The organism is Rhodocista pekingensis (assembly GCF_042665545.1).
In the GTDB taxonomy this organism is placed as follows: Bacteria; Pseudomonadota; Alphaproteobacteria; order Azospirillales; family Azospirillaceae; genus Rhodocista; species Rhodocista pekingensis.
In genome coordinates this window covers 163,897-181,794 of the sequence record NZ_JBHTCM010000006.1, presented here as the reverse complement: position 1 = coordinate 181,794, position 17,898 = coordinate 163,897, and the positions used below count along the sequence as shown (strand labels likewise).

The following is a 17,898-nucleotide window of genomic DNA, read 5'->3' as shown; positions in this document are numbered from 1 at the left end:
CACCCTTCGGATAGACACATAAAGATATCTTTATGCTTGCCCGTCCAGGCCCCCGCTGGTAAACCCGAGCCCGGCCCGGCGCCCCGGCGGCACGACCGTCCGCGCGCCGGCCCAGGCCAGACCCCGCATCCGGCCCGCCCAGGATCCCGGCCGGATCGCCCAACCTTCGAGGGACCGTCATGTCCGCCACCGCCTTCACCGACTACAAGGTCAAGGACATCTCCCTGGCCGAGTGGGGCCGCAAGGAGATCGCCATCGCCGAGACCGAGATGCCGGGCCTGATGGCCCTGCGCGCGGAATACGGCGCCACGAAGCCGCTGAAGGGCGCCCGCATCGTCGGCTGCCTGCACATGACGATCCAGACGGCCGTCCTGATCGAGACGCTGGTGGAACTGGGCGCCACGGTGCGCTGGTCGTCGTGCAACATCTTCTCCACCCAGGACCACGCCGCCGCCGCCATCGCCGCCGCCGGCATCCCCGTCTTCGCCTGGAAGGGCGAGACCGAGGAGGAGTTCTGGTGGTGCATCGAGCAGACCCTGCGCGGGCCGGCCGAGGGTCCGCATGCCGGCTGGACCCCGAACATGATCCTGGACGATGGCGGCGACGTCACCCAGATCATGCACGACAAGTATCCGGAGATGCTGAAGGACGTGCGCGGCCTGTCGGAGGAGACGACGACCGGCGTCCACCGCCTGTATGAGATGATGAAGAAGGGCACCCTCAAGGTCCCGGCCATCAACGTCAACGACAGCGTCACCAAGTCCAAGTTCGACAACCTGTACGGCTGCCGCGAGTCCCTGGTGGACGGCATCCGCCGCGCCACCGACGTGATGATGGCCGGCAAGGTCGCCGTCGTCGCCGGCTTCGGCGACGTGGGCAAGGGCTCGGCCGAATCCCTGCGCAGCCAGGGCGCCCGCGTGCTGGTCACCGAGATCGACCCGATCTGCGCGCTCCAGGCCGCCATGCAGGGCTATCAGGTGGTGACCATGGACGAGGCCGCCCCGCTGGGCGACATCTTCGTCACCGCCACCGGCAACGTGGACGTCATCACGCTCGACCACATGCGGGCGATGAAGGACCGCGCCATCGTCTGCAACATCGGCCACTTCGACAGCGAGATCCAGATCGCCGCCCTCCAGAACTACCGCTGGGAGGAGGTGAAGCCGCAGGTGGACGAGGTCGTGTTCCCCGACGGCAAGCGCCTGATCGTGCTGGCCAAGGGCCGTCTGGTGAACCTGGGCTGCGCCACCGGCCACCCCAGCTTCGTGATGTCGGCCAGCTTCACCAACCAGGTGCTGGCCCAGATCGAGCTGTGGAACAACCACCAGAACTACGAGCGCAAGGTCTATGTGCTGCCCAAGCACCTGGACGAGAAGGTCGCCCGCCTGCACCTGGACAAGATCGGCGCGAAGCTGACCCAGCTCTCCTCCAAGCAGGCCGAGTACATCGGCGTGTCCCAGGCCGGCCCGTTCAAGCCGGACCACTACCGCTACTGATCGCGGGCGGACATCGCTGGACGCAGACACCGGCCGGGGGGCGCCCCCCGGCCGGTTCCGTTTCCGGGTCCCGGCTCCCGGACCAGCGATTGTCACGCCCCTTTCGGGCGCTTGTGCCGTGCCGGAGGTGCTTTAGGAATGGACCCTGCGGTCCCGCCGGACGCCGGACCGCCCGCGGATGGCGGTATGGCCGCTTCCCCGCAGACGCGAGAAACCGTCTGTTCGATGGAGTCCATTACGGGTGACGTGGGAAAAACGGACTGCCGGCGCCCCCGACCGGGCGCGCCGCTTTGCTTTGCCGGCCGGGGGGCTTAGAATCGCCGGCGTGAGACCGCCTCTGGGGACATATCTGGCGGGCATCGGGGCGGGCATCCTGGGCCTGGCCGGCGTGGCGTTCCTTGCGCTCTCGGACAGCGGCCTGCCGCCGGCGTTGCTTGCCGCCGCGGTTCTGGCGCTGGGCCTGGGCCTGGGGGGCGCGCTGCTGCGTGTCCGGACCCTGACCGCGGCCGGCTGGGCGGAGGTGCAGCGGGCGGAGACGGAGGTGCGCAACCTGCGCGCGCTGGTCGCCGCCAGCCCCGATCCCTGGTGCGCCTGGAGCACCGGCGGCGCCCAGGCCGCCAGTCCCCGCTTCGCCGAAGCCCTGGCCATCCCCGAAGCCCGCCGGCTGGAGGATGTGGAGACGGCGCTCGACCCGTCCGACGCCGCCGCCCTGCACGGCTCCTTCCGCCATCTTCAGGAAACCGGCGAGCCCTTCCTGCTGACCGTGCGCCGGGCCGACGGCGGGCGCGTCTTCCAGCTTGCCGGCCGCCGTGCCGGAACGGGCGACGGCGAGCGCTTCGACCTGCTCTGGCTGCGCGACATGACGGCGACGGCGACCGATCTCGCCCGCGGCGTGGAGGCCCGGAACCGGGCCGAGGAGGAGTGCCGGCGCCTGTCGCTGGCCCTCGATACCGTGCCCGTGCCGGTCTGGCTGCGCGGGGCCGACCTGTCCATCGTCTGGTGCAACCGGGCCTTCGCCCGGCTGCTGGACGCCGACCCCCGCGCGGTGGTGGATCTGGGCCTGGAGCTGCCGGGCGGGGCGCTGGCCCTGCCCCCGCGCGATCTGGCCATGCGCGCCCGCAACGGCGCCCACGCCGAGACGGAGAGCCGCTATCTGGTGGTGGACGGCGACCGCCGGCTGTTCCGCCTGACCGAGATGCCGCTGGACCGCCCCGACCTGCAACTGGGGTTCGGGCTGGACATCACGGGCGAGCAGGAGATCGCCGACGAGCTGGAGCGCCATGTCTCCGCCCATGCCGAGGTGCTGGAGCAGCTCGGCTCGGCCATCGCCATCTTCGGCGCCGACACCCGGCTGCGCTTCTACAACCGCGCCTACGCCCAGCTCTGGGGCCTGGACGAGGTCTGGCTGGACAGCGAACCCGGCTACGGTGAGCTGCTGGAGGACATGCGCGCCCGGCGCAAGCTGACCGAACAGGTCGATTTCCCCCGCTGGAAGCGGCAGCGGCTGGCCCAGTTCACCTCGCTGCTGGAGCCGGAGGAGGAGATGGTCCACCTCCCCGACGGCCGCACCCTGCGCACGCTGACGGTGCCGCACCCGTTCGGCGGGCTGATGTTCGTGCAGGAGGACGTGACCCACACGCTGGCGCTGGAGTCCTCCTACAACACGCTGATGGCCGTGCAGCAGGAGACGCTGGACAATCTGGAGGAGGCGGTCGCCGTGTTCGGCGGCGACGGCCGGCTGAAGCTGCACAACCCGGCCTTCCTGCGGCTGTGGCGGCTGGGCGAGGCGGACCTCGCCGGCGAACCGCACATCGCCGCCCTGGTCGAGCGGGTGCGGCCGCTGATGGATGTGGGCGGCGACTGGGCCGCGCGCCGGGCCGAGCTGGTCGCGGGCCTGCTGGACCGGATGCCCCGCACCAGCCGGATGGAGCGGGTGGACGGCAGCGTGCTGACCTACAGCCAGGTCCCCCTGCCGGACGGGGCCGTGCTGTTCAGCGCCATGGACGTGACCGACAGCGCCCGGGTGGAACAGGCCCTGCGCGCCACCAACGAGGCGCTGGAGACGGCGGACCGGCTGAAGTCGGAATTCATCGCCAATGTCAGCTACCAGCTCCGCACCCCGCTGAACGCGATCATGGGGTTCGCGGAAATCCTGAACAACCAGTACTTCGGCCCGCTGAATCCCCGCCAGATCGAATACGCCCGCGGCGTGCTGGAGGCGAGCCGGCGCCTGCTGTCCCTGGTCAACGACATCCTGGACCTCGCCACCATCGAGGCGGGGTTCATGGTGCTGGAACGGGCGCCGGTGGAGATCGCCGGCCTGCTGAACGGGGTCGCCACGCTGACCCGCGACTGGGCGCGGCAGCAGGAGCTGGATCTGCGCACCGAGATCCCGGCCGGCATCGGCACCCTGGAGGCCGACGAGAAGCGGCTGAAGCAGGCGCTGTTCAACCTGGTCAGCAACGCCGTCCGCTTCACCCCCGCCGGCGGCCGCATCGTCCTGTCCGCCCGGCGCGAGGGGGATGCGGTCGTGCTGGGCGTGCGCGACACCGGCATCGGCATCCCGCAGGACGACCAGCAGCGCGTCTTCGGCCGTTTCGAACGCGCACACCACCAGTCGCGCAGCGGCGGCGCCGGGCTGGGCCTGTCCCTGGTCAAGAGCATCATCGAGCTGCATGGCGGCCGGGTGGAGATCGAGAGCGCGCCGGAACACGGCACCGAGGTGCGCTGCCGCCTGCCGACCGGCCCGGCCCTGGCCGAACCCGTCGCCGGGAAGGCCGCCGCCGGCTGACCCGGCCCGCCCCTTCCGCCGTGCGGACCTCTCCCTCCGGAGGGCTGGGCGAGCGGGGACCCCTCCCCTATCCTGGCGTCTCCCTGTCCGCCTGGGCCGCCGCCCACGGCGCCGGAACCGGCGGAGGGCTGCGCGGTTGTGCAGACGTGCCGGCAGAACAATGTTGGCAGACGGGCGTTGGCAGACCGGCGTTGGCAGGCGGAAGAGCGCAGCACGGGACCGGCGGTCCCGGGGAACGGGAGGCGGGGCGTGCGGACAATCTCGGATACCGGGGCGCCAGAACCCGGGGTGTCGAAGGCCGGCGCGGCAGGAGGCCGGGCGGCGCTGCTGGCGGCCCTGGCGGTCCTGCCGCTGCTGGCCGGCTGCACCTCCCGTCAGGCGGAGGAGGCGCAGGCGGCGCGGCAGATCCTGGTCGGCATGCCGGTGCAGACCCTGCTGTCCTGCGCCGGGGTGCCCGACCGCCGCGAGCAGGCGGGCGGGGCGGAGTATTTCACCTACGCCTCCGTCCAGCCCGGCCGTTCCTCCGGCAGCAGCCTGGGCGTCGGGGTCGGCGGGGGCGGCGGCAATGTCGGGCTGGGGCTCGGTCTTGGCATCCCGCTGGGCGGAGGCGGCGGTCCGTCGGGCTGCACGGCCACCTTCACGGTCGAGAATGACCGGGTCAGCCGGCTGATCTACCGCGAGGATTCGGGCGATGCCGGGGCCTGCTACGCCATCGTCGAGAACTGTCTGGCGGCGGCACCCGGCCGCTGACGGGCGGCGCTCCCGCGCGTGCCGCCGCTGACGCGGCGGCCCGGTGCGGCCCCTCTTCCCGGGGACGGTCACCGTCCATTAGCATTTCTGACAGGTAATCGTGGCAACCTTCGGATCGGCGCGACCGGGCGGAACCCGGAGGACGTCTGCTCCGTTGCGGTCGGGCAGTCCGACCCGAGAAAGCAGTCCGACCCGAGAAAGCAGTCCGACCCGAGGAAGCAGTCCGACCCGAGGAAAGGGACCGATCATGCCCGGCGGCGAAAAACCCGACACCCGGCGTTCCCCCGATCAGCACCCGGCCGGCCAGCAACCGGCCGACCCGCAACCGGCCGGGGAAACCGGCCAGGACAGGCAGCCCGACCGCATCCGGCGGCAGAATGACCGTATCCGCGAGATGGAGCGGCTGATGAAGGCCGCCGCCGCCTTCGCCCGTGGCCGGCCCCCGCGCTGAGCCGGGGAGCCGGGACCGAGGACCTGGAACCACGGGGCCGGCGCCGGGTTGCCTGGGACAGGGGAGATGCGGGGGGACGGCGGAATGGAACGCGACAGGATCGTCGATACGCTGAACGAGCTGATCCGGGCGGCCGAGGACAGCCATCTGGGCTTCCAGCGGGCGGCCGAGAACGCGCCGGACCCCGATCTGAAGTCCCTGTTGAACGATATCGGCGCCCGCCGTGGCGCCATCGTGCGCGAGCTGCAACGGCTGGTCGCCACCATCGGCGGCGCCCCCGAAGCCACCGGCACGCTGCTGGGCGGAGCCCAGCGGATGCTGGAGGACCTGCAATCCGTTTTCCGCGACCGCGACGGCGGGGCGATCCTGGACAGCCTTGTCCGCGGCGAGGACGGCACGCTGGAGCGGTTCCAGCAGGCGCTTGCCGCCGATCTGCCGCCGGAGGTGGCGGCCGGCGTGCTGGAACAGGCGGGCCGCATCCGCGAGGACCGCGACCGCCTGACGGTCCGGCGGGCCTCTCACGCCGCCTGAGGGCGGTTTCCCACCCCCACCCCGCAGGAGACAGAGCGATGAGCACCAACGCAGAGATCGCCGCCAAGCTGCTGCGCGACGCGGCCGAGTTCTTCCGCCATGTCGGCGACCAGAATGTGCCGATCAAGCCGCAGATGGACCACAACGCCCGCGCCTTCGAGGCCGTGGCCGATCTGGTCGAGACCGCCCCGACCGCCGAGTTCGAGACGGAGGGTCAGGACCGTTAGTCCTACAGCCGTTTTATCGGTTTGGGTCCAGGGTGCTGTGCGCTGCGCCCGCCTGCACGATCCGGCGGCACGCATCATGCCGTCTGCGCCCGCTGCGCGTTGACGCGCGGCGGGGCTCGATGAAAGCTGGGGCTTCCGAGATGTCCGGTTTGGAGTCCAGCCCTGCACATGCTCCCGACAACCGACCTGCCCCCGGCCTCCGCCCTGGTCGATGACCTGCGCGCCGCCCTCGCCTCGGTGCATGTCAAGGCACGGAGACTGGTCCTGGACACGCCGGGCGTGATGACCACGGTGCCGATGCTGCGCGGGGTCTGGGGGGCGGCTCTGCACGACCATGACCCGGGCTGCTATGCCGCCATTTTCGAGGGGCGTGCCGAATCGGGGGCAGAGGCGCATCCGCTGTATCTGCTGCGCCCCGCGCCCCCGGATGCGGTGGACTGGCCGGCGGTGGAATGGATCAGCATGGGAGAGGCCCTGCACCACGACGCCCCCCTTCTGGAGGGCTGGTTGCTGGCCTCGGCACGCGGGCTGGGGCCGGAGCGCCGACCGTTCTCCGTCCGGGCGATCCGGTCACTGGGGCCGGACGGGCAGGTGCGGGCGGGCACGGCCGGGCCGTTCGGCCTGGATCAGGTGGTCTGGCCCCTGGGCGCGGCGTCGGGTGGCCCGGCCGGGCTGCCCTGCCGTCTGGTCTTCGACGTGCCGGTGCGGATGCTGCGCCGGGGGCGGCTGATCGACCAGCCCACCCTGCCGGACCTTGTGGTGGTCGGCCTGCGGCGGCTGTGCCGGCTGGCCGGGAACGGGAACGGGAACGGGGCCGCGGCGCTGTCGGCCCTGAACGGGCCGGCGCTCGCCTGGGCGCGGGCGCTGCCGGCCGGCCGGTGGCGGGGCAGCCCGGCCCGCCTGCACCGGTATTCCGCCAATCAGGGGGAACTGGACCTGCATGGGGTGACAGGCTCGCTCGACCTGCCGGAGGGACCGGGACCGCTCTGGCCTCTGCTGGCCGCCCTCGGCTGGGTGCATCTGGGCAAGGCCACCGTGTTCGGGCTGGGGCAGGTGCTCATCCAGCCCCTGGAGTGACCCCCGCCCCCTCCATCCCCGGCAGGAACGAACCGCCCGCACCTCTCCCCCCTCGGTAGCGGGGAGAGGGCTGCGGGGGGAAGCGGTCTCCGAGATCATCAAGGGGATCAAGTCCGAGTTTCAGTCCCCTCGGTAGCGGGGAGAGGGCTGCGGGGGTACTGCGCGTCGCAGCTTTGTGTGCAGCGGGAAGAGCGGGTTTCAGTCCCCTCGGTAGCGGGGAGAGGGCTGCGGGCTCCGACCTGATCGGTCGGCTGGCCGAGGCGTCCTATGAAGTTTCAGTCCCCTCGGTAGCGGGGAGAGGGCTGCGGGCAAGGCAGGCGCTGGCCTACGCGCTTTGGCGCATGACGTTTCAGTCCCCTCGGTAGCGGGGAGAGGGCTGCGGGCGCTCGTACCTCGGCGGCGTTTGCGTCGAGGTGCGGCCCGTTTCAGTCCCCTCGGTAGCGGGGAGAGGGCTGCGGGTTGTGACGACTTCGAGCGGGATCATGGCGGCGCCGGCTGGTTTCAGTCCCCTCGGTAGCGGGGAGAGGGCTGCGGGCACCAGCTCTCCCTGCTGGTGCAGGCGGCCCTGCCGCTGTTTCAGTCCCCTCGGTAGCGGGGAGAGGGCTGCGGGGAGGCGTGGGGGCAGGGGATCGTCCGCGTCCAGCGCGTTTCAGTCCCCTCGGTAGCGGGGAGAGGGCTGCGGGGCGGCCGACAGTGGTGGGTCTACGCCCCGGACTGCCTCGTGTTTCAGTCCCCTCGGTAGCGGGGAGAGGGCTGCGGGCGAACACCGCCCCAGCGCACGGATCGACGGCGAGCCCGAGTTTCAGTCCCCTCGGTAGCGGGGAGAGGGCTGCGGGGATTGAGACCTTTACCATTCACGGCCGGACCTTCGGGATCGTTTCAGTCCCCTCGGTAGCGGGGAGAGGGCTGCGGGGTGGAGTTCGGGGCCCCGGTAAGGGTCCTGCCCCCTCAGCGTTTCAGTCCCCTCGGTAGCGGGGAGAGGGCTGCGGGTAGAGAAAGCCCCCATGAAACAGATGTCCCGAGCGGCCGGTTTCAGTCCCCTCGGTAGCGGGGAGAGGGCTGCGGGAGTAAGGATAAATCTATGGAACACCTCAGCTTTTTTGTTTCAGTCCCCTCGGTAGCGGGGAGAGGGCTGCGGGATCGCGTCCAGTTTAGCCCGGAGCTTGCGGCGGCGGCCGAGGTTTCAGTCCCCTCGGTAGCGGGGAGAGGGCTGCGGGTATCTGGGCCGGGAGATCGGCGAGGCCGATGAGGCCGATGGTTTCAGTCCCCTCGGTAGCGGGGAGAGGGCTGCGGGACCTTCGGCGGACAGTCGCCCGCCATCCGGGCGATGGCGCGTTTCAGTCCCCTCGGTAGCGGGGAGAGGGCTGCGGGGATTACCCGCTACGGCGGGACCGACACGGACGAAACCTGTTTCAGTCCCCTCGGTAGCGGGGAGAGGGCTGCGGGCCGAAACCCCCCGCCTGATCGAGCAGGCGTCCCGCGCGTTTCAGTCCCCTCGGTAGCGGGGAGAGGGCTGCGGGATGATGATCGTGATGGGGATGGCTATGGCCGCGGACAGCAGTTTCAGTCCCCTCGGTAGCGGGGAGAGGGCTGCGGGGACCGACACCGACGAAACCTTTGCAATAACACCCCGCGGTTTCAGTCCCCTCGGTAGCGGGGAGAGGGCTGCGGGAGGACGTGTCCATAGTCGAACGCGCCGACGGCACCAAGGAGTTTCAGTCCCCTCGGTAGCGGGGAGAGGGCTGCGGGAAGCCGTCTACGCATTCTACCGGTCGGTCCTCGAGCCAGAGTTTCAGTCCCCTCGGTAGCGGGGAGAGGGCTGCGGGCTCCAGCGGATGCTGGATGCTTACGCGGGGGCCGAGCCGGGGTTTCAGTCCCCTCGGTAGCGGGGAGAGGGCTGCGGGCTGGTGCGGCAGTCCACGTCCGCCTTGGTCCAGTCCAGGGTTTCAGTCCCCTCGGTAGCGGGGAGAGGGCTGCGGGCGGCTGGGACGGCGACGAAGGGGTGTCCGGCGGCCCAGCCGTCTGGTTTCAGTCCCCTCGGTAGCGGGGAGAGGGCTGCGGGGCGGCCGTCGAGTTCTGCGAGGCAATGAACACCTGCACCGTGTTTCAGTCCCCTCGGTAGCGGGGAGAGGGCTGCGGGATACCGACCTGTACGAGCCACACCACCTCGGAGGGGCGGTTTCAGTCCCCTCGGTAGCGGGGAGAGGGCTGCGGGTACCCAGCGTCCGTCCTTGGAGCCGCCCATGCTCTCGTTTCAGTCCCCTCGGTAGCGGGGAGAGGGCTGCGGGACGCAGTTCGCTTCCTTCACCGAGCGGGGGGAGAACATCGGGTTTCAGTCCCCTCGGTAGCGGGGAGAGGGCTGCGGGGATCGACTTCGAGGAATGCCTGCACGAAGAAATCGCCGCGTTTCAGTCCCCTCGGTAGCGGGGAGAGGGCTGCGGGTGCCGCGGCCGTTGCGGACACCAAAGCCGCGGAAGCCGCCGTTTCAGTCCCCTCGGTAGCGGGGAGAGGGCTGCGGGGCTGTCCCGCAGCATCGCCAAGCGCCTTGACGGGGCGTTGTTTCAGTCCCCTCGGTAGCGGGGAGAGGGCTGCGGGGATTTCTTGCAGGACCTCATGCGCGAGGTGGCGACAGGTTTCAGTCCCCTCGGTAGCGGGGAGAGGGCTGCGGGATGCTCACGACCATCACCATCCACGGCCAGAATTTCGGGGGTTTCAGTCCCCTCGGTAGCGGGGAGAGGGCTGCGGGGTCCGCGTGGACGTCACGTTTGGGCGGCGGTCCCTCCACGTTTCAGTCCCCTCGGTAGCGGGGAGAGGGCTGCGGGCCCCGGGATTGTCGCCCGGGTTATTCTGGGGCTTATTCTCGTTTCAGTCCCCTCGGTAGCGGGGAGAGGGCTGCGGGTGCAGCCCTGAAAAAGCAAAGCGGAGCAAGGACCTGGAGGGTGGTTTCGCGTAACCGGGCCGGCAAGGTGGCCCGCAGCCCCCTTTTCTGCCCGCCAGCCGCGCGGGAAGAAGGGCTTTTTCTTCACGATTCCAAGACCCTGGCCAGAATCGTCAGCGTCCCCGCGCCTGACATGCCCCGGAGGTTACGATTCCCCCCACCGCCGACCGTCCGTTTCCGTGACGTTCAGACGATGATCCAATTCTGGTGTACGGGCTTGTCCGGCGCAACCCCCAGATCGACACGGCGGGCATCACAACTGCCGCACTGGGGATAGATGCTGATCCGGTCCTGTCCAGGGTCGATCAGGGCGGTCAGTTCGCGGACCATGCGGGCATGGAGCTGTCTGGAGATCAGCACCTCGAACACGCTCTTCTGCACCCGCTGGCCATAGCTGTCCAGGCAGTTCGCCACCTTCACCCGGCGCCTGTTGTCGATGATGTCATAGGAAACGACGTAGCGGTTCATCGGCGGCTTCCCGGTCAGCAGGGTGGCAAGGGTGTCGGCATCGGCATCGAACGGGTCTTCGAAGAACTCGTCATCGTCGGGTTCGGTCCACAGCGCCATGATGGCCCCCCGCTCCGCGCCCGGGGCCGGTCAGCCGCCGAAGCGGAAGGGGCGGTACGGCTCGCCCCCGCGGAGATCCGCGACCAGACGGTCAACCTGGCGCTGGATCAGCCGGTGCACATCCAGGCGCTGACCGGACGGCGTTCCCTGTTCGCGCAGCGGCCGGGCGAGCTGGGCCTCCCATTCCTCCAGAAAGGTGCGGCGTCCCTCCACCGTCAGGCGCACGCCCCCGGGCCGTTCGGCATCGGGCTCGAACATGTCGGGCTTCAGCATGCGCAGATTGCACAGGCGCAGCACCAGACGGTCCACCACCGGGTGACGCAGCTCCTCCAGCAGGTCCAGGGCCAGCGACGGCCGGCCGGGACGCAACGCATGGAAGAAGCCCAGACAGGGATCGATGCCGCGCGCCTCCAGCAGCCCGGCGATGCGGTTGCCCAGCAGTACATAGCCGAAGGACAGCATGGAATTGGCGGGGTCGGGCGGGGGCCGCTGGGCCCGGCCGGTGAACCGGATGTCCCCCACGAAGGCGGCGCGCAGGCCGGCGAAGTACTGGCGCGCACCGTTGCCCTCGATGCCGAGAAGGGTTTCCGGCGTGAGGGCATCGGCGACCGTGCCGGCGGTCCGCTCCACCTCCGCGATGGCCCGCGCGATGTCCGGGTTGGACTGGTTGCTGCGGACGGCGCGCAGCACCTCGGCAGCGTTGTGCAGCTTGGCCGCCACCACGCCGCGCGCCCGGATCAGCCGCTCCTCCGGGGTATGGTGCAGCGTGTACTGGTGCAGGCGGAGATCGGCCGTGCGTGCCTCGGGCGGGACCACCCGGGCGGCCAGATTGCCGCCGCCATCCAGCAGGGCGACCGTGATGCGGTGGGCCATGCACAGCCGCATGGCATTCGGTGTCAGCGCCGTCTGGCCCAGCAGCACCAGCGTCTCCAGCCGGTGCGGCTCGATGCTGGTCAGGCGCTTGCGGCGGATCGGACCGTCATCCGGCCCGGCATCATCGGCCTGCACCTCGATCCAGACGGACAGGGAGCCGCTCTCGGTGCGCACGATGGCGCCGGGGACGGTGACATAGAGGGTGGTCACGGGCGGGGATTCAGACGGGGTGGGACCGCGTCCGCCGATCTCAGCCAGTTCTCCGCCGATACGGGAAAGGCCCGGAGCAGGATGTTCTGGAGGCTGTCCAGGGCAGCCTTGAGAGGGGGCGAATCCTTCGGACCAGTTGACCTGAAGCCGTGAATCAGAATGCTCTCATTGCGAGCCTTCACGTCCGTTCTCTCCCCGAGCTTTGTCAGTTCAGCACCGAGCGGTTCCTCCAGGCGTTTCAGAAAGCGGGCGACCTTATCCCGGGGAAAAGTGAGGGTCCCGTCTTTGTTGGCCTGCCCGATTCCGGCACTCTTTTTCTTATCCATCTCCTCTTTGAAGGCGGCGACGGCAGGATCGTCCGGCGGCATGTACTGACTATCAAATCCCCGGGCGAACAGAAGGGCCTGCCCGATCAGTTCCGTCGCTCTATAGACTCGCAGGCTGGCGTCCTCGAACTGCGACTCCGCAATGCGCCGGCGCGCGTTGGCGATCAGCTCAGCCGAAAGCCGGCCGGCATGTTCAGCCATCCCGGTCTTGTCGGAACGGCGCAGGCTTTCTTCGGCCTTCGTGCCCTCCGCCAGTTGGCGCACCCATCGTCCGGCGCCATCCGGAACCGCCAAGTGACTCCATCCCTGCGGCAGGCTTGCGCTGATCGCGGCCTTGCAAATGTCATCCGCCCTCGCAAAGTCCAGGCGGTCCCAGGCGGCGTAGAAGGCAGCGATGGCTCGTGCTGCGCTAATCCCGGCCCGAAGCTTGTCTGGAACCAGCGGCGCGAACGGTGAGTCCGGATCGGGCAACAGCATCAAGACAGCGGCAAAGTTCCCTGACTCGATCAGGGTCCGCGCCGCATCCAACTGCCGTTGTGCCGTGACATAAGTGGTGCTGCCGTCCTTGATGATCTCACTGCCCCCGACAACCATGTGCCGGGAGTCCCGCTGATCGCCGGTGATATAGCGCAGAGTCGGAACGCCATGGCGTGTGGCAGCGAGCACCAGGGCAGCACTCATCACCTTGGTCCCACGGGTGAAGTCTGCGGTGATGTTCTGGGGGCAGGTCCCTTCATGGATAAGGTCGGCCAGCACGGAATCAAAGTGGGCGAAGCAGGTATCGGGTTCGTATTCGTCCCCAGGACATGGCAAGGGACGGAGCACCATTGAGCCGCAGGACCCATCTTGAATCAGCCTTTCGGCGGTCTCGACGGTAATCTTCGACGGAAGGAGGACAATCTTTGCCCAGTCACCTGCCGCCATCGATTTCCGCAGCGGCGTTATCAAGGACGTCTCAAGCTCATCAACATTTCCAGTTCCAATTGTAATGACAAGCGTTTTTCCGGCATTCATTTCAGACCTCAATCAAGAACAACATCGGATTTAGGAACGAAATCGAAGTCGCCACGACCGAAATCAACGCGGTAATCTTCACCGGCCTCGTTCAAGACCGTCACCCGCTCGCCCTGATACCGGCCCGGGCAGGGGAAGCCGCGCACCGGTCGGGCGGTGCCGTGCCCAGGGAATCCCGGACGGGAACCACCCCCTCCAGCGGGCCTGTGGCTGAACTCCGCGTCCAGCAGACCGGCCAGTTCCTCCATCCGCCCGCGGCTCTCTGGGATGTTTCGCAACCGGTCGGACGGAAATGCCGTGAACCGCAGAACAGTCTTCCCGTCCGTAGTGCGGCCGACATGCAGGTGATAGGGTGCCGGGTGGCGCGCAGGCAAACCGGGTTCCGGGCGCACCGGTTTGCGTGGCATGCCAAGGGCAGCACGATGCTGTTTTGTGGGTAATGACTTGGCGAATGCCTGGATGACAGTGCCAGCCCGATCAATGATGGAATAGGGCGTGCCGCTGACGACCCATTCGCGGAAGATGACATCGCCAAGGGTCGGGCTGCTTGCCGGTTTCGGTGGGGTTGGCGGCTTCAGCAGGTTGCTGAGCAATGCGTCGAGAACCGGTTGCAGGCGACCAGCGACGGGGCCATCCGGCAGAACGAGATCGGCAAAACTTCCGAACCCCTTGCGCGACTTTGCGCCGACATTGCCGCAATAGGTAAGCAGCCAAAGCGCCGTAACGGCTTCGTCGAGCGCCTGTTGCACGGAGAGATCAGAATTAAGGTCAGTATCGCGGGCTGAGAGCATGACTTTCCACCGGCCGCCTGGCTCCAGAACATGGCGTGCCGGCTTGTCCGATTCGTCCATCCCGTAGCTGAGATAGAACAGACCCTGGGTGTGCCCCTTGTTCGGATTGTTCGGGGGTCCTTTCTGGACGAGACTCTTCTTGAAGGCACTGACTTTGCTCCGATTGCCATGCCCTTCCGACGCGACCGTCACCCGCACGGCACCGCTGCGCTTGGTATCGCCCCAGATCAGCGCCTCGCGTGCCTTCAGCGCCTCGACAGGCAGTCGGCCGGCGTGCAGCGTGCGCCACCACCAGCGCAGCAGGCCGCGCAGGGTGGCGGGGCGCAGATCGCAGTCGTCCGCGTCCTGCGTGGCACCGGCGAAGAAGGCGGGGCTGACGAGGTCCAGCGTGACGGTCAGCGACCGCTCCGCCGGTGGCGCCGGGCGCGGCCCCGCCTCCGGCACGAAGGTGCCATAGCCGGCGTTGGTCTTGGCCCCGGCTCCGTTGACGCTGAGAGCGGCGCGCAACCACCCCGCCGCCGTGGCGACCAGGGCCGAAGCCGGGGCCGGTTCGGCGCCGGGACGGGCGGACAGGGCGAAGCTGAACCGCGTGCCGTGCTTCACGGCCAGGAACTGGACCGGCACCGGCTCCATCCAGTCCCCGGGAGGATCGCTGTCCTCATCATACTTCTTATAGTACTTCTTATGGTGGTTGGTGAGGATATCGCGGACCAGCGTGGGCCAGGTCAGCGGCCAGGCGTCATGGAACACGACCGCGCCCGCAGTGCCCGCCACGTTCTTCTTCGGGTCAGGGGAACGACCGAAGATCGCCGTGAAGGTCGGATCATCCTCCGTGAGGCCGGCTTCGGTCAGCGCCCAGGCGCGCGCCATGCCCTTGAGACCACTGCCCGGCAGATAGCAGAAGCCGTGGAGCGGGTGCAGGCAGATGCCGGCATTCTCCAGCGCCGAGGCGCGCGACAGATGCAGGGTGAGCGGCCCCTCTGTCGTCGCCTCGAACCGGGTGGCGCCCAGCGCGTCGAGCATCGCGTTGCGGCGCTTCAGCGCCCAGTCCAGCGCCGCCTTGTCGCCCTTCGTCGCACAGACCTCTTTCAGAGCCTCGGCCTGTGGATCCTTCTGCGCTCCGCCGACGCTGAACTTGTCCAGTTGCAGGCCGGGGTGGCGCTCCGGTGGCTGTATGCGGTCGAGACGTGCCCGCGTTCGAGCCGGCACGAACGGCCCGGCATCACTCCCGTTCTGTGTCATCGCCATCGCCCAGCCCCTCCGCCTCGGCAAAACGGTTCAGCCATTCCAGATAGGCCAGCGTCTCCAGCGTGGCCCGGCGCAGAAAGATGCTGTCGCCGCCCAGGATGGCGTGGATCAGCGCGTCGTCGGATGCGAGGGCCGGAGTGCCGGTAATGTCCCCGTCAGGCTTGAGACGGGGCAGGACCCACCCGCCGACGGCTTGCAGCAGCAGGACAAGGCCCTCCTTTCGTTTTCCCTCCTTCGCCTTGGCCTTGGCCCGCACGAAGGCCAAGGCCTGGCCCAGCCCGGCGGCCCGGATGCGCATCGGCAGTTTCTTGGCGTGACCGCCGAAGTCTTTTTTCGCCTCCGCCGGGCATGTCTCGATCTTCTTGATGACAGCCCAGGCGTGGGCGGCACGCTGCTGGGCCACGTCCTGGGCCCGGGCGGTGACGGACTTCGGCGATGCGGGCGATGAGCCCGCCGCGGCCGATCCGCCTGTAAAACCCAGGGCCCCTGACGCTGTGGCCCCCGCAGGCGTCGACGCCTGCGCGGCCATCGTGGGGTGATGCGGGGCGGGACTCGTGGCGACTGCCGGGGGCGGTCCGGCCGGCACCGCCTGTCGGTAGTGATGATGGCCACCGCGCCCCTTCGATTTCCTGCTCATCGCGCACCTCCGTCCGCCCATGTCAGGCGGCAGATGCCACGGCCGATGGTCTCATCGGCGCCGATCTGAACCACGTCCAGCTCAGATTGGCGCACCCACGTCAGCACGTCTTCGGCCGGCATCGGAGTCCCTGTCCTGCGGCTGGGTTCCGCCATGACCAGGGCATGGAACAGGGTCTCGGCCGGAAGCACCTCCTCATAGAAAAGAGCGCCGTTCTTGACCGTCTTGGTCTTCGCGTCCAGTCCGATGCGGGCGACCACCTCGGTCGCATGCTGTACGAAATGACCGAAATCATCATCCGACAGGATCGCCAGATGGGTGCACATCCGATCCCCGGTCGCCGCATCGACCGCCCGGGCCAGCACCTCCGGCCATGGTCCGGGATCGCCCTCGTAGTCGAAGTCGAACTCCTCCAGGATCAGCGCGGTGTTTTCGATCAGCAGCGGGCTTCCCTTCGGACAGAGGACCTTGCCGGTCGGCACCGTTGGCACGGCCGGCAGCGGCTGCTCGCCCACAAGGCCCCGGTCGCGGCAGAACCGGGCCAACACCGCCGGGCAGGTGACCCAGGCGAACACGCCCTTCAGCGACCGCACCGGAAAGGCCAGGATCCGGGCATCGGTCAGCGCCAGCGCACCAGCATGCTCGGCCGCGTTGTCCGTATCGGGGCCGAACACGGCCCAGAGCTGCCCATCGTCATTGTACTTGCGCTTCATCGCGGCCCGCAGCACGCCCTTGATCGAAGAAGCGGGGATCAACGGCCATCCGGTGTGCCGCTCGCGCTGGACCGGCAGATCGACCACCCCCAGAGCGGTGCCCGAACCCGGGTGCAGGCCGGTCAAGGCATGAATGAACAGGCTTGCTCTCGCCCCATCAGGCATGACGCCACACTCCCTTCAGGACACATCCATAGCCAAGACGCCGGTCCTCCGCCGAGCCCAGCCCATGGGCCAGATCCCCCGGCGGATCACCCGCGAAGAAGAAGACACTTCCGGCCGGCACGGCGAAGCGGGTGGGCTTCGGCTGACGGCGCGCCAGATCCCAGCCGGAGACCGGGACCGGGTCGCGCACGGTGGCCGCCAGTGGTCGCCAGCCCGCGCCCCGCCAACCGCCGTCCAGGAAGGCGGGTGCGGTCAGCACCAGCACCGTTCCGCCCTGATCAGACGCCGGTGTGTCGGGCGGTTCGGGCCACGGCAGTGCGCCGTCCGTGATCCTGACCCTGACCCGCCGGCCCTCTCCCCCCCAGGCGATGACCTGCTGGGCGTCGAGGGCCTTCCTGAGGGGGGCTGTCAGCCCGTCGAGTTCGGCGACGAAGGACACACCATCTCGCAGGCGCAGAAAGCCCACCCCATAGAGCATCGCGTCCTCACCGGTCAGCGTGTCCCCCTTGATTGCCAGCCCGACGCGACGGTCGATGCCGTACAGGCAGGCCCCGGACAACAGGGCATCGGCGGCCGGTGGGCGCCCCTTCAGGACTTCGGCCATGCCCTTCAGGGTGATGAAGCCACCCGCCGGCTCGGTGACAGCCTCTGTCGGCACCCATAACGGCCGCTCCCACTCCGGCGCTGCGGTTTCGCGCCAGCCAGGCAGGTCATCGCGCAACGGGGTCAGGAGGTGCAGCGCCCGTCCATGCTTTTCCCGATGCAGTTGCAGCGGCGCGGGAAGCAGCGGGGCACCGTCCTTCGCCAACCAGGGCCCGCGGACGGACAGGCCGGCGATGGCGCCCAGATCGGCGCCCTGATCGGCCAGCGCGGCATCCAGCGGTTCACCGCGCTCCAGGTCTGAATTCAGCTTCCCGAAATCACAGCGCAGATTCTGCATCAGCGCAGTCCGCAGCGCGCCAGCCAGGGTCTGCGGCTGGGGCAGGCCGCTGGTGGCGCTGGTGCTGGCATCGAACGGCCTGCCGTCGCGGAAGAACAGGCCGTCCAGCGGCTCCAGGATCAGGGTGACAGTTTTTCCGGTCATCGCGTGAGC

Annotated in this window: 14 protein-coding genes and 1 CRISPR repeat array; of the genes, 7 read left to right on the top strand and 7 right to left on the bottom strand. The window is 69.0% G+C overall.

The window, feature by feature from the left end:
* Positions 1 to 179 precede the first annotated feature (179 nt).
* The 7 genes from ahcY to cas6 all read left to right on the top strand — a co-directional run bounded on the left by ahcY (position 180) and on the right by cas6 (position 7,323).
* Positions 180 to 1,496, top strand: a complete 1,317-nt coding sequence (ahcY, locus tag ACFQPS_RS05740; protein ID WP_377357203.1) for an adenosylhomocysteinase — start codon at positions 180 to 182, stop codon at positions 1,494 to 1,496.
* A 325-nt stretch (positions 1,497 to 1,821) separates the two neighbouring features.
* Positions 1,822 to 4,287: a PAS domain-containing sensor histidine kinase gene (locus tag ACFQPS_RS05735; RefSeq protein WP_377357202.1), complete on the top strand. Its 2,466-nt coding sequence runs from the start codon at positions 1,822 to 1,824 to the stop codon at positions 4,285 to 4,287.
* A 249-nt stretch (positions 4,288 to 4,536) separates the two neighbouring features.
* Complete coding sequence (locus ACFQPS_RS05730) at positions 4,537 to 5,037, top strand: hypothetical protein (RefSeq protein ID WP_377357200.1); 501 nt, start codon at positions 4,537 to 4,539, stop codon at positions 5,035 to 5,037.
* Between the two features lie 247 nt (positions 5,038 to 5,284).
* A complete protein-coding gene (locus ACFQPS_RS05725) occupies positions 5,285 to 5,488 on the top strand; it encodes a hypothetical protein (RefSeq protein ID WP_377357198.1) in 204 nt (67 codons plus the stop codon).
* An 84-nt stretch (positions 5,489 to 5,572) separates the two neighbouring features.
* Positions 5,573 to 6,019, top strand: a complete 447-nt coding sequence (locus ACFQPS_RS05720) for a PA2169 family four-helix-bundle protein (protein ID WP_377357196.1) — start codon at positions 5,573 to 5,575, stop codon at positions 6,017 to 6,019.
* 38 nt (positions 6,020 to 6,057) lie between these two features.
* Positions 6,058 to 6,246, top strand: a complete 189-nt coding sequence (locus ACFQPS_RS05715) for a hypothetical protein (RefSeq protein WP_377357194.1) — start codon at positions 6,058 to 6,060, stop codon at positions 6,244 to 6,246.
* Between the two features lie 168 nt (positions 6,247 to 6,414).
* Positions 6,415 to 7,323, top strand: coding sequence for a CRISPR system precrRNA processing endoribonuclease RAMP protein Cas6 (cas6, locus tag ACFQPS_RS05710; protein ID WP_377357192.1), 909 nt, complete (start codon positions 6,415 to 6,417; stop codon positions 7,321 to 7,323).
* A 40-nt stretch (positions 7,324 to 7,363) separates the two neighbouring features.
* Positions 7,364 to 10,222: a CRISPR direct-repeat array (repeat unit 37 nt; unit sequence GTTTCAGTCCCCTCGGTAGCGGGGAGAGGGCTGCGGG).
* Positions 10,223 to 10,447: 225 nt separating this feature from the next.
* Here the strand turns inward: cas6 and cas2 are convergent.
* The 7 genes from cas2 to cmr3 are packed head-to-tail and all read right to left on the bottom strand — an operon-like array spanning position 10,448 to position 17,889.
* Positions 10,448 to 10,828 carry a CRISPR-associated endonuclease Cas2 gene (cas2, locus tag ACFQPS_RS05705; protein ID WP_377357190.1) on the bottom strand — a complete coding sequence of 127 codons (381 nt, stop codon included), beginning with the start codon at positions 10,826 to 10,828 and terminating at the stop codon, positions 10,448 to 10,450.
* Between the two features lie 30 nt (positions 10,829 to 10,858).
* Positions 10,859 to 11,911 carry a CRISPR-associated endonuclease Cas1 gene (gene cas1, locus ACFQPS_RS05700; RefSeq protein WP_377357188.1) on the bottom strand — a complete coding sequence of 351 codons (1,053 nt, stop codon included), beginning with the start codon at positions 11,909 to 11,911 and terminating at the stop codon, positions 10,859 to 10,861.
* Positions 11,908 to 13,251: a TIGR02710 family CRISPR-associated CARF protein gene (locus tag ACFQPS_RS05695; protein ID WP_377357187.1), complete on the bottom strand. Its 1,344-nt coding sequence runs from the start codon at positions 13,249 to 13,251 to the stop codon at positions 11,908 to 11,910. The genes cas1 and ACFQPS_RS05695 overlap by 4 nt, the downstream gene beginning before the upstream one ends.
* Before the next feature lie 8 nt (positions 13,252 to 13,259).
* Positions 13,260 to 15,290, bottom strand: a complete 2,031-nt coding sequence (gene cmr6 / locus ACFQPS_RS05690) for a type III-B CRISPR module RAMP protein Cmr6 (protein ID WP_377357185.1) — start codon at positions 15,288 to 15,290, stop codon at positions 13,260 to 13,262.
* Complete coding sequence (gene cmr5, locus ACFQPS_RS05685; RefSeq protein WP_377357183.1) at positions 15,265 to 15,927, bottom strand: type III-B CRISPR module-associated protein Cmr5; 663 nt, start codon at positions 15,925 to 15,927, stop codon at positions 15,265 to 15,267. Before cmr5 ends, cmr6 begins: the two co-directional genes overlap by 26 nt.
* Positions 15,924 to 16,805 carry a type III-B CRISPR module RAMP protein Cmr4 gene (gene cmr4 / locus ACFQPS_RS05680; protein ID WP_377357181.1) on the bottom strand — a complete coding sequence of 294 codons (882 nt, stop codon included), beginning with the start codon at positions 16,803 to 16,805 and terminating at the stop codon, positions 15,924 to 15,926. The genes cmr5 and cmr4 overlap by 4 nt, the downstream gene beginning before the upstream one ends.
* Positions 16,798 to 17,889, bottom strand: a complete 1,092-nt coding sequence (gene cmr3, locus ACFQPS_RS05675; RefSeq protein ID WP_377357179.1) for a type III-B CRISPR module-associated protein Cmr3 — start codon at positions 17,887 to 17,889, stop codon at positions 16,798 to 16,800. The genes cmr4 and cmr3 overlap by 8 nt, the downstream gene beginning before the upstream one ends.
* Positions 17,890 to 17,898: the final 9 nt, after the last annotated feature.

Coding starts and splice junctions, on each gene's coding strand:
- cmr5 (WP_377357183.1), bottom strand. CDS start 15,927: ATGAGCAGGAAATCGAAGGGGCGCGGTGGCCATCATCACTACCGACAG.
- ACFQPS_RS05715 (WP_377357194.1), top strand. CDS start 6,058: ATGAGCACCAACGCAGAGATCGCCGCCAAGCTGCTGCGCGACGCGGCC.
- ACFQPS_RS05695 (WP_377357187.1), bottom strand. CDS start 13,251: ATGAATGCCGGAAAAACGCTTGTCATTACAATTGGAACTGGAAATGTT.
- cmr3 (WP_377357179.1), bottom strand. CDS start 17,889: ATGACCGGAAAAACTGTCACCCTGATCCTGGAGCCGCTGGACGGCCTG.
- cmr6 (WP_377357185.1), bottom strand. CDS start 15,290: ATGGCGATGACACAGAACGGGAGTGATGCCGGGCCGTTCGTGCCGGCT.
- cmr4 (WP_377357181.1), bottom strand. CDS start 16,805: ATGCCTGATGGGGCGAGAGCAAGCCTGTTCATTCATGCCTTGACCGGC.
- cas2 (WP_377357190.1), bottom strand. CDS start 10,828: ATGGCGCTGTGGACCGAACCCGACGATGACGAGTTCTTCGAAGACCCG.
- ACFQPS_RS05725 (WP_377357198.1), top strand. CDS start 5,285: ATGCCCGGCGGCGAAAAACCCGACACCCGGCGTTCCCCCGATCAGCAC.
- cas6 (WP_377357192.1), top strand. CDS start 6,415: ATGCTCCCGACAACCGACCTGCCCCCGGCCTCCGCCCTGGTCGATGAC.
- ACFQPS_RS05720 (WP_377357196.1), top strand. CDS start 5,573: ATGGAACGCGACAGGATCGTCGATACGCTGAACGAGCTGATCCGGGCG.
- ahcY (WP_377357203.1), top strand. CDS start 180: ATGTCCGCCACCGCCTTCACCGACTACAAGGTCAAGGACATCTCCCTG.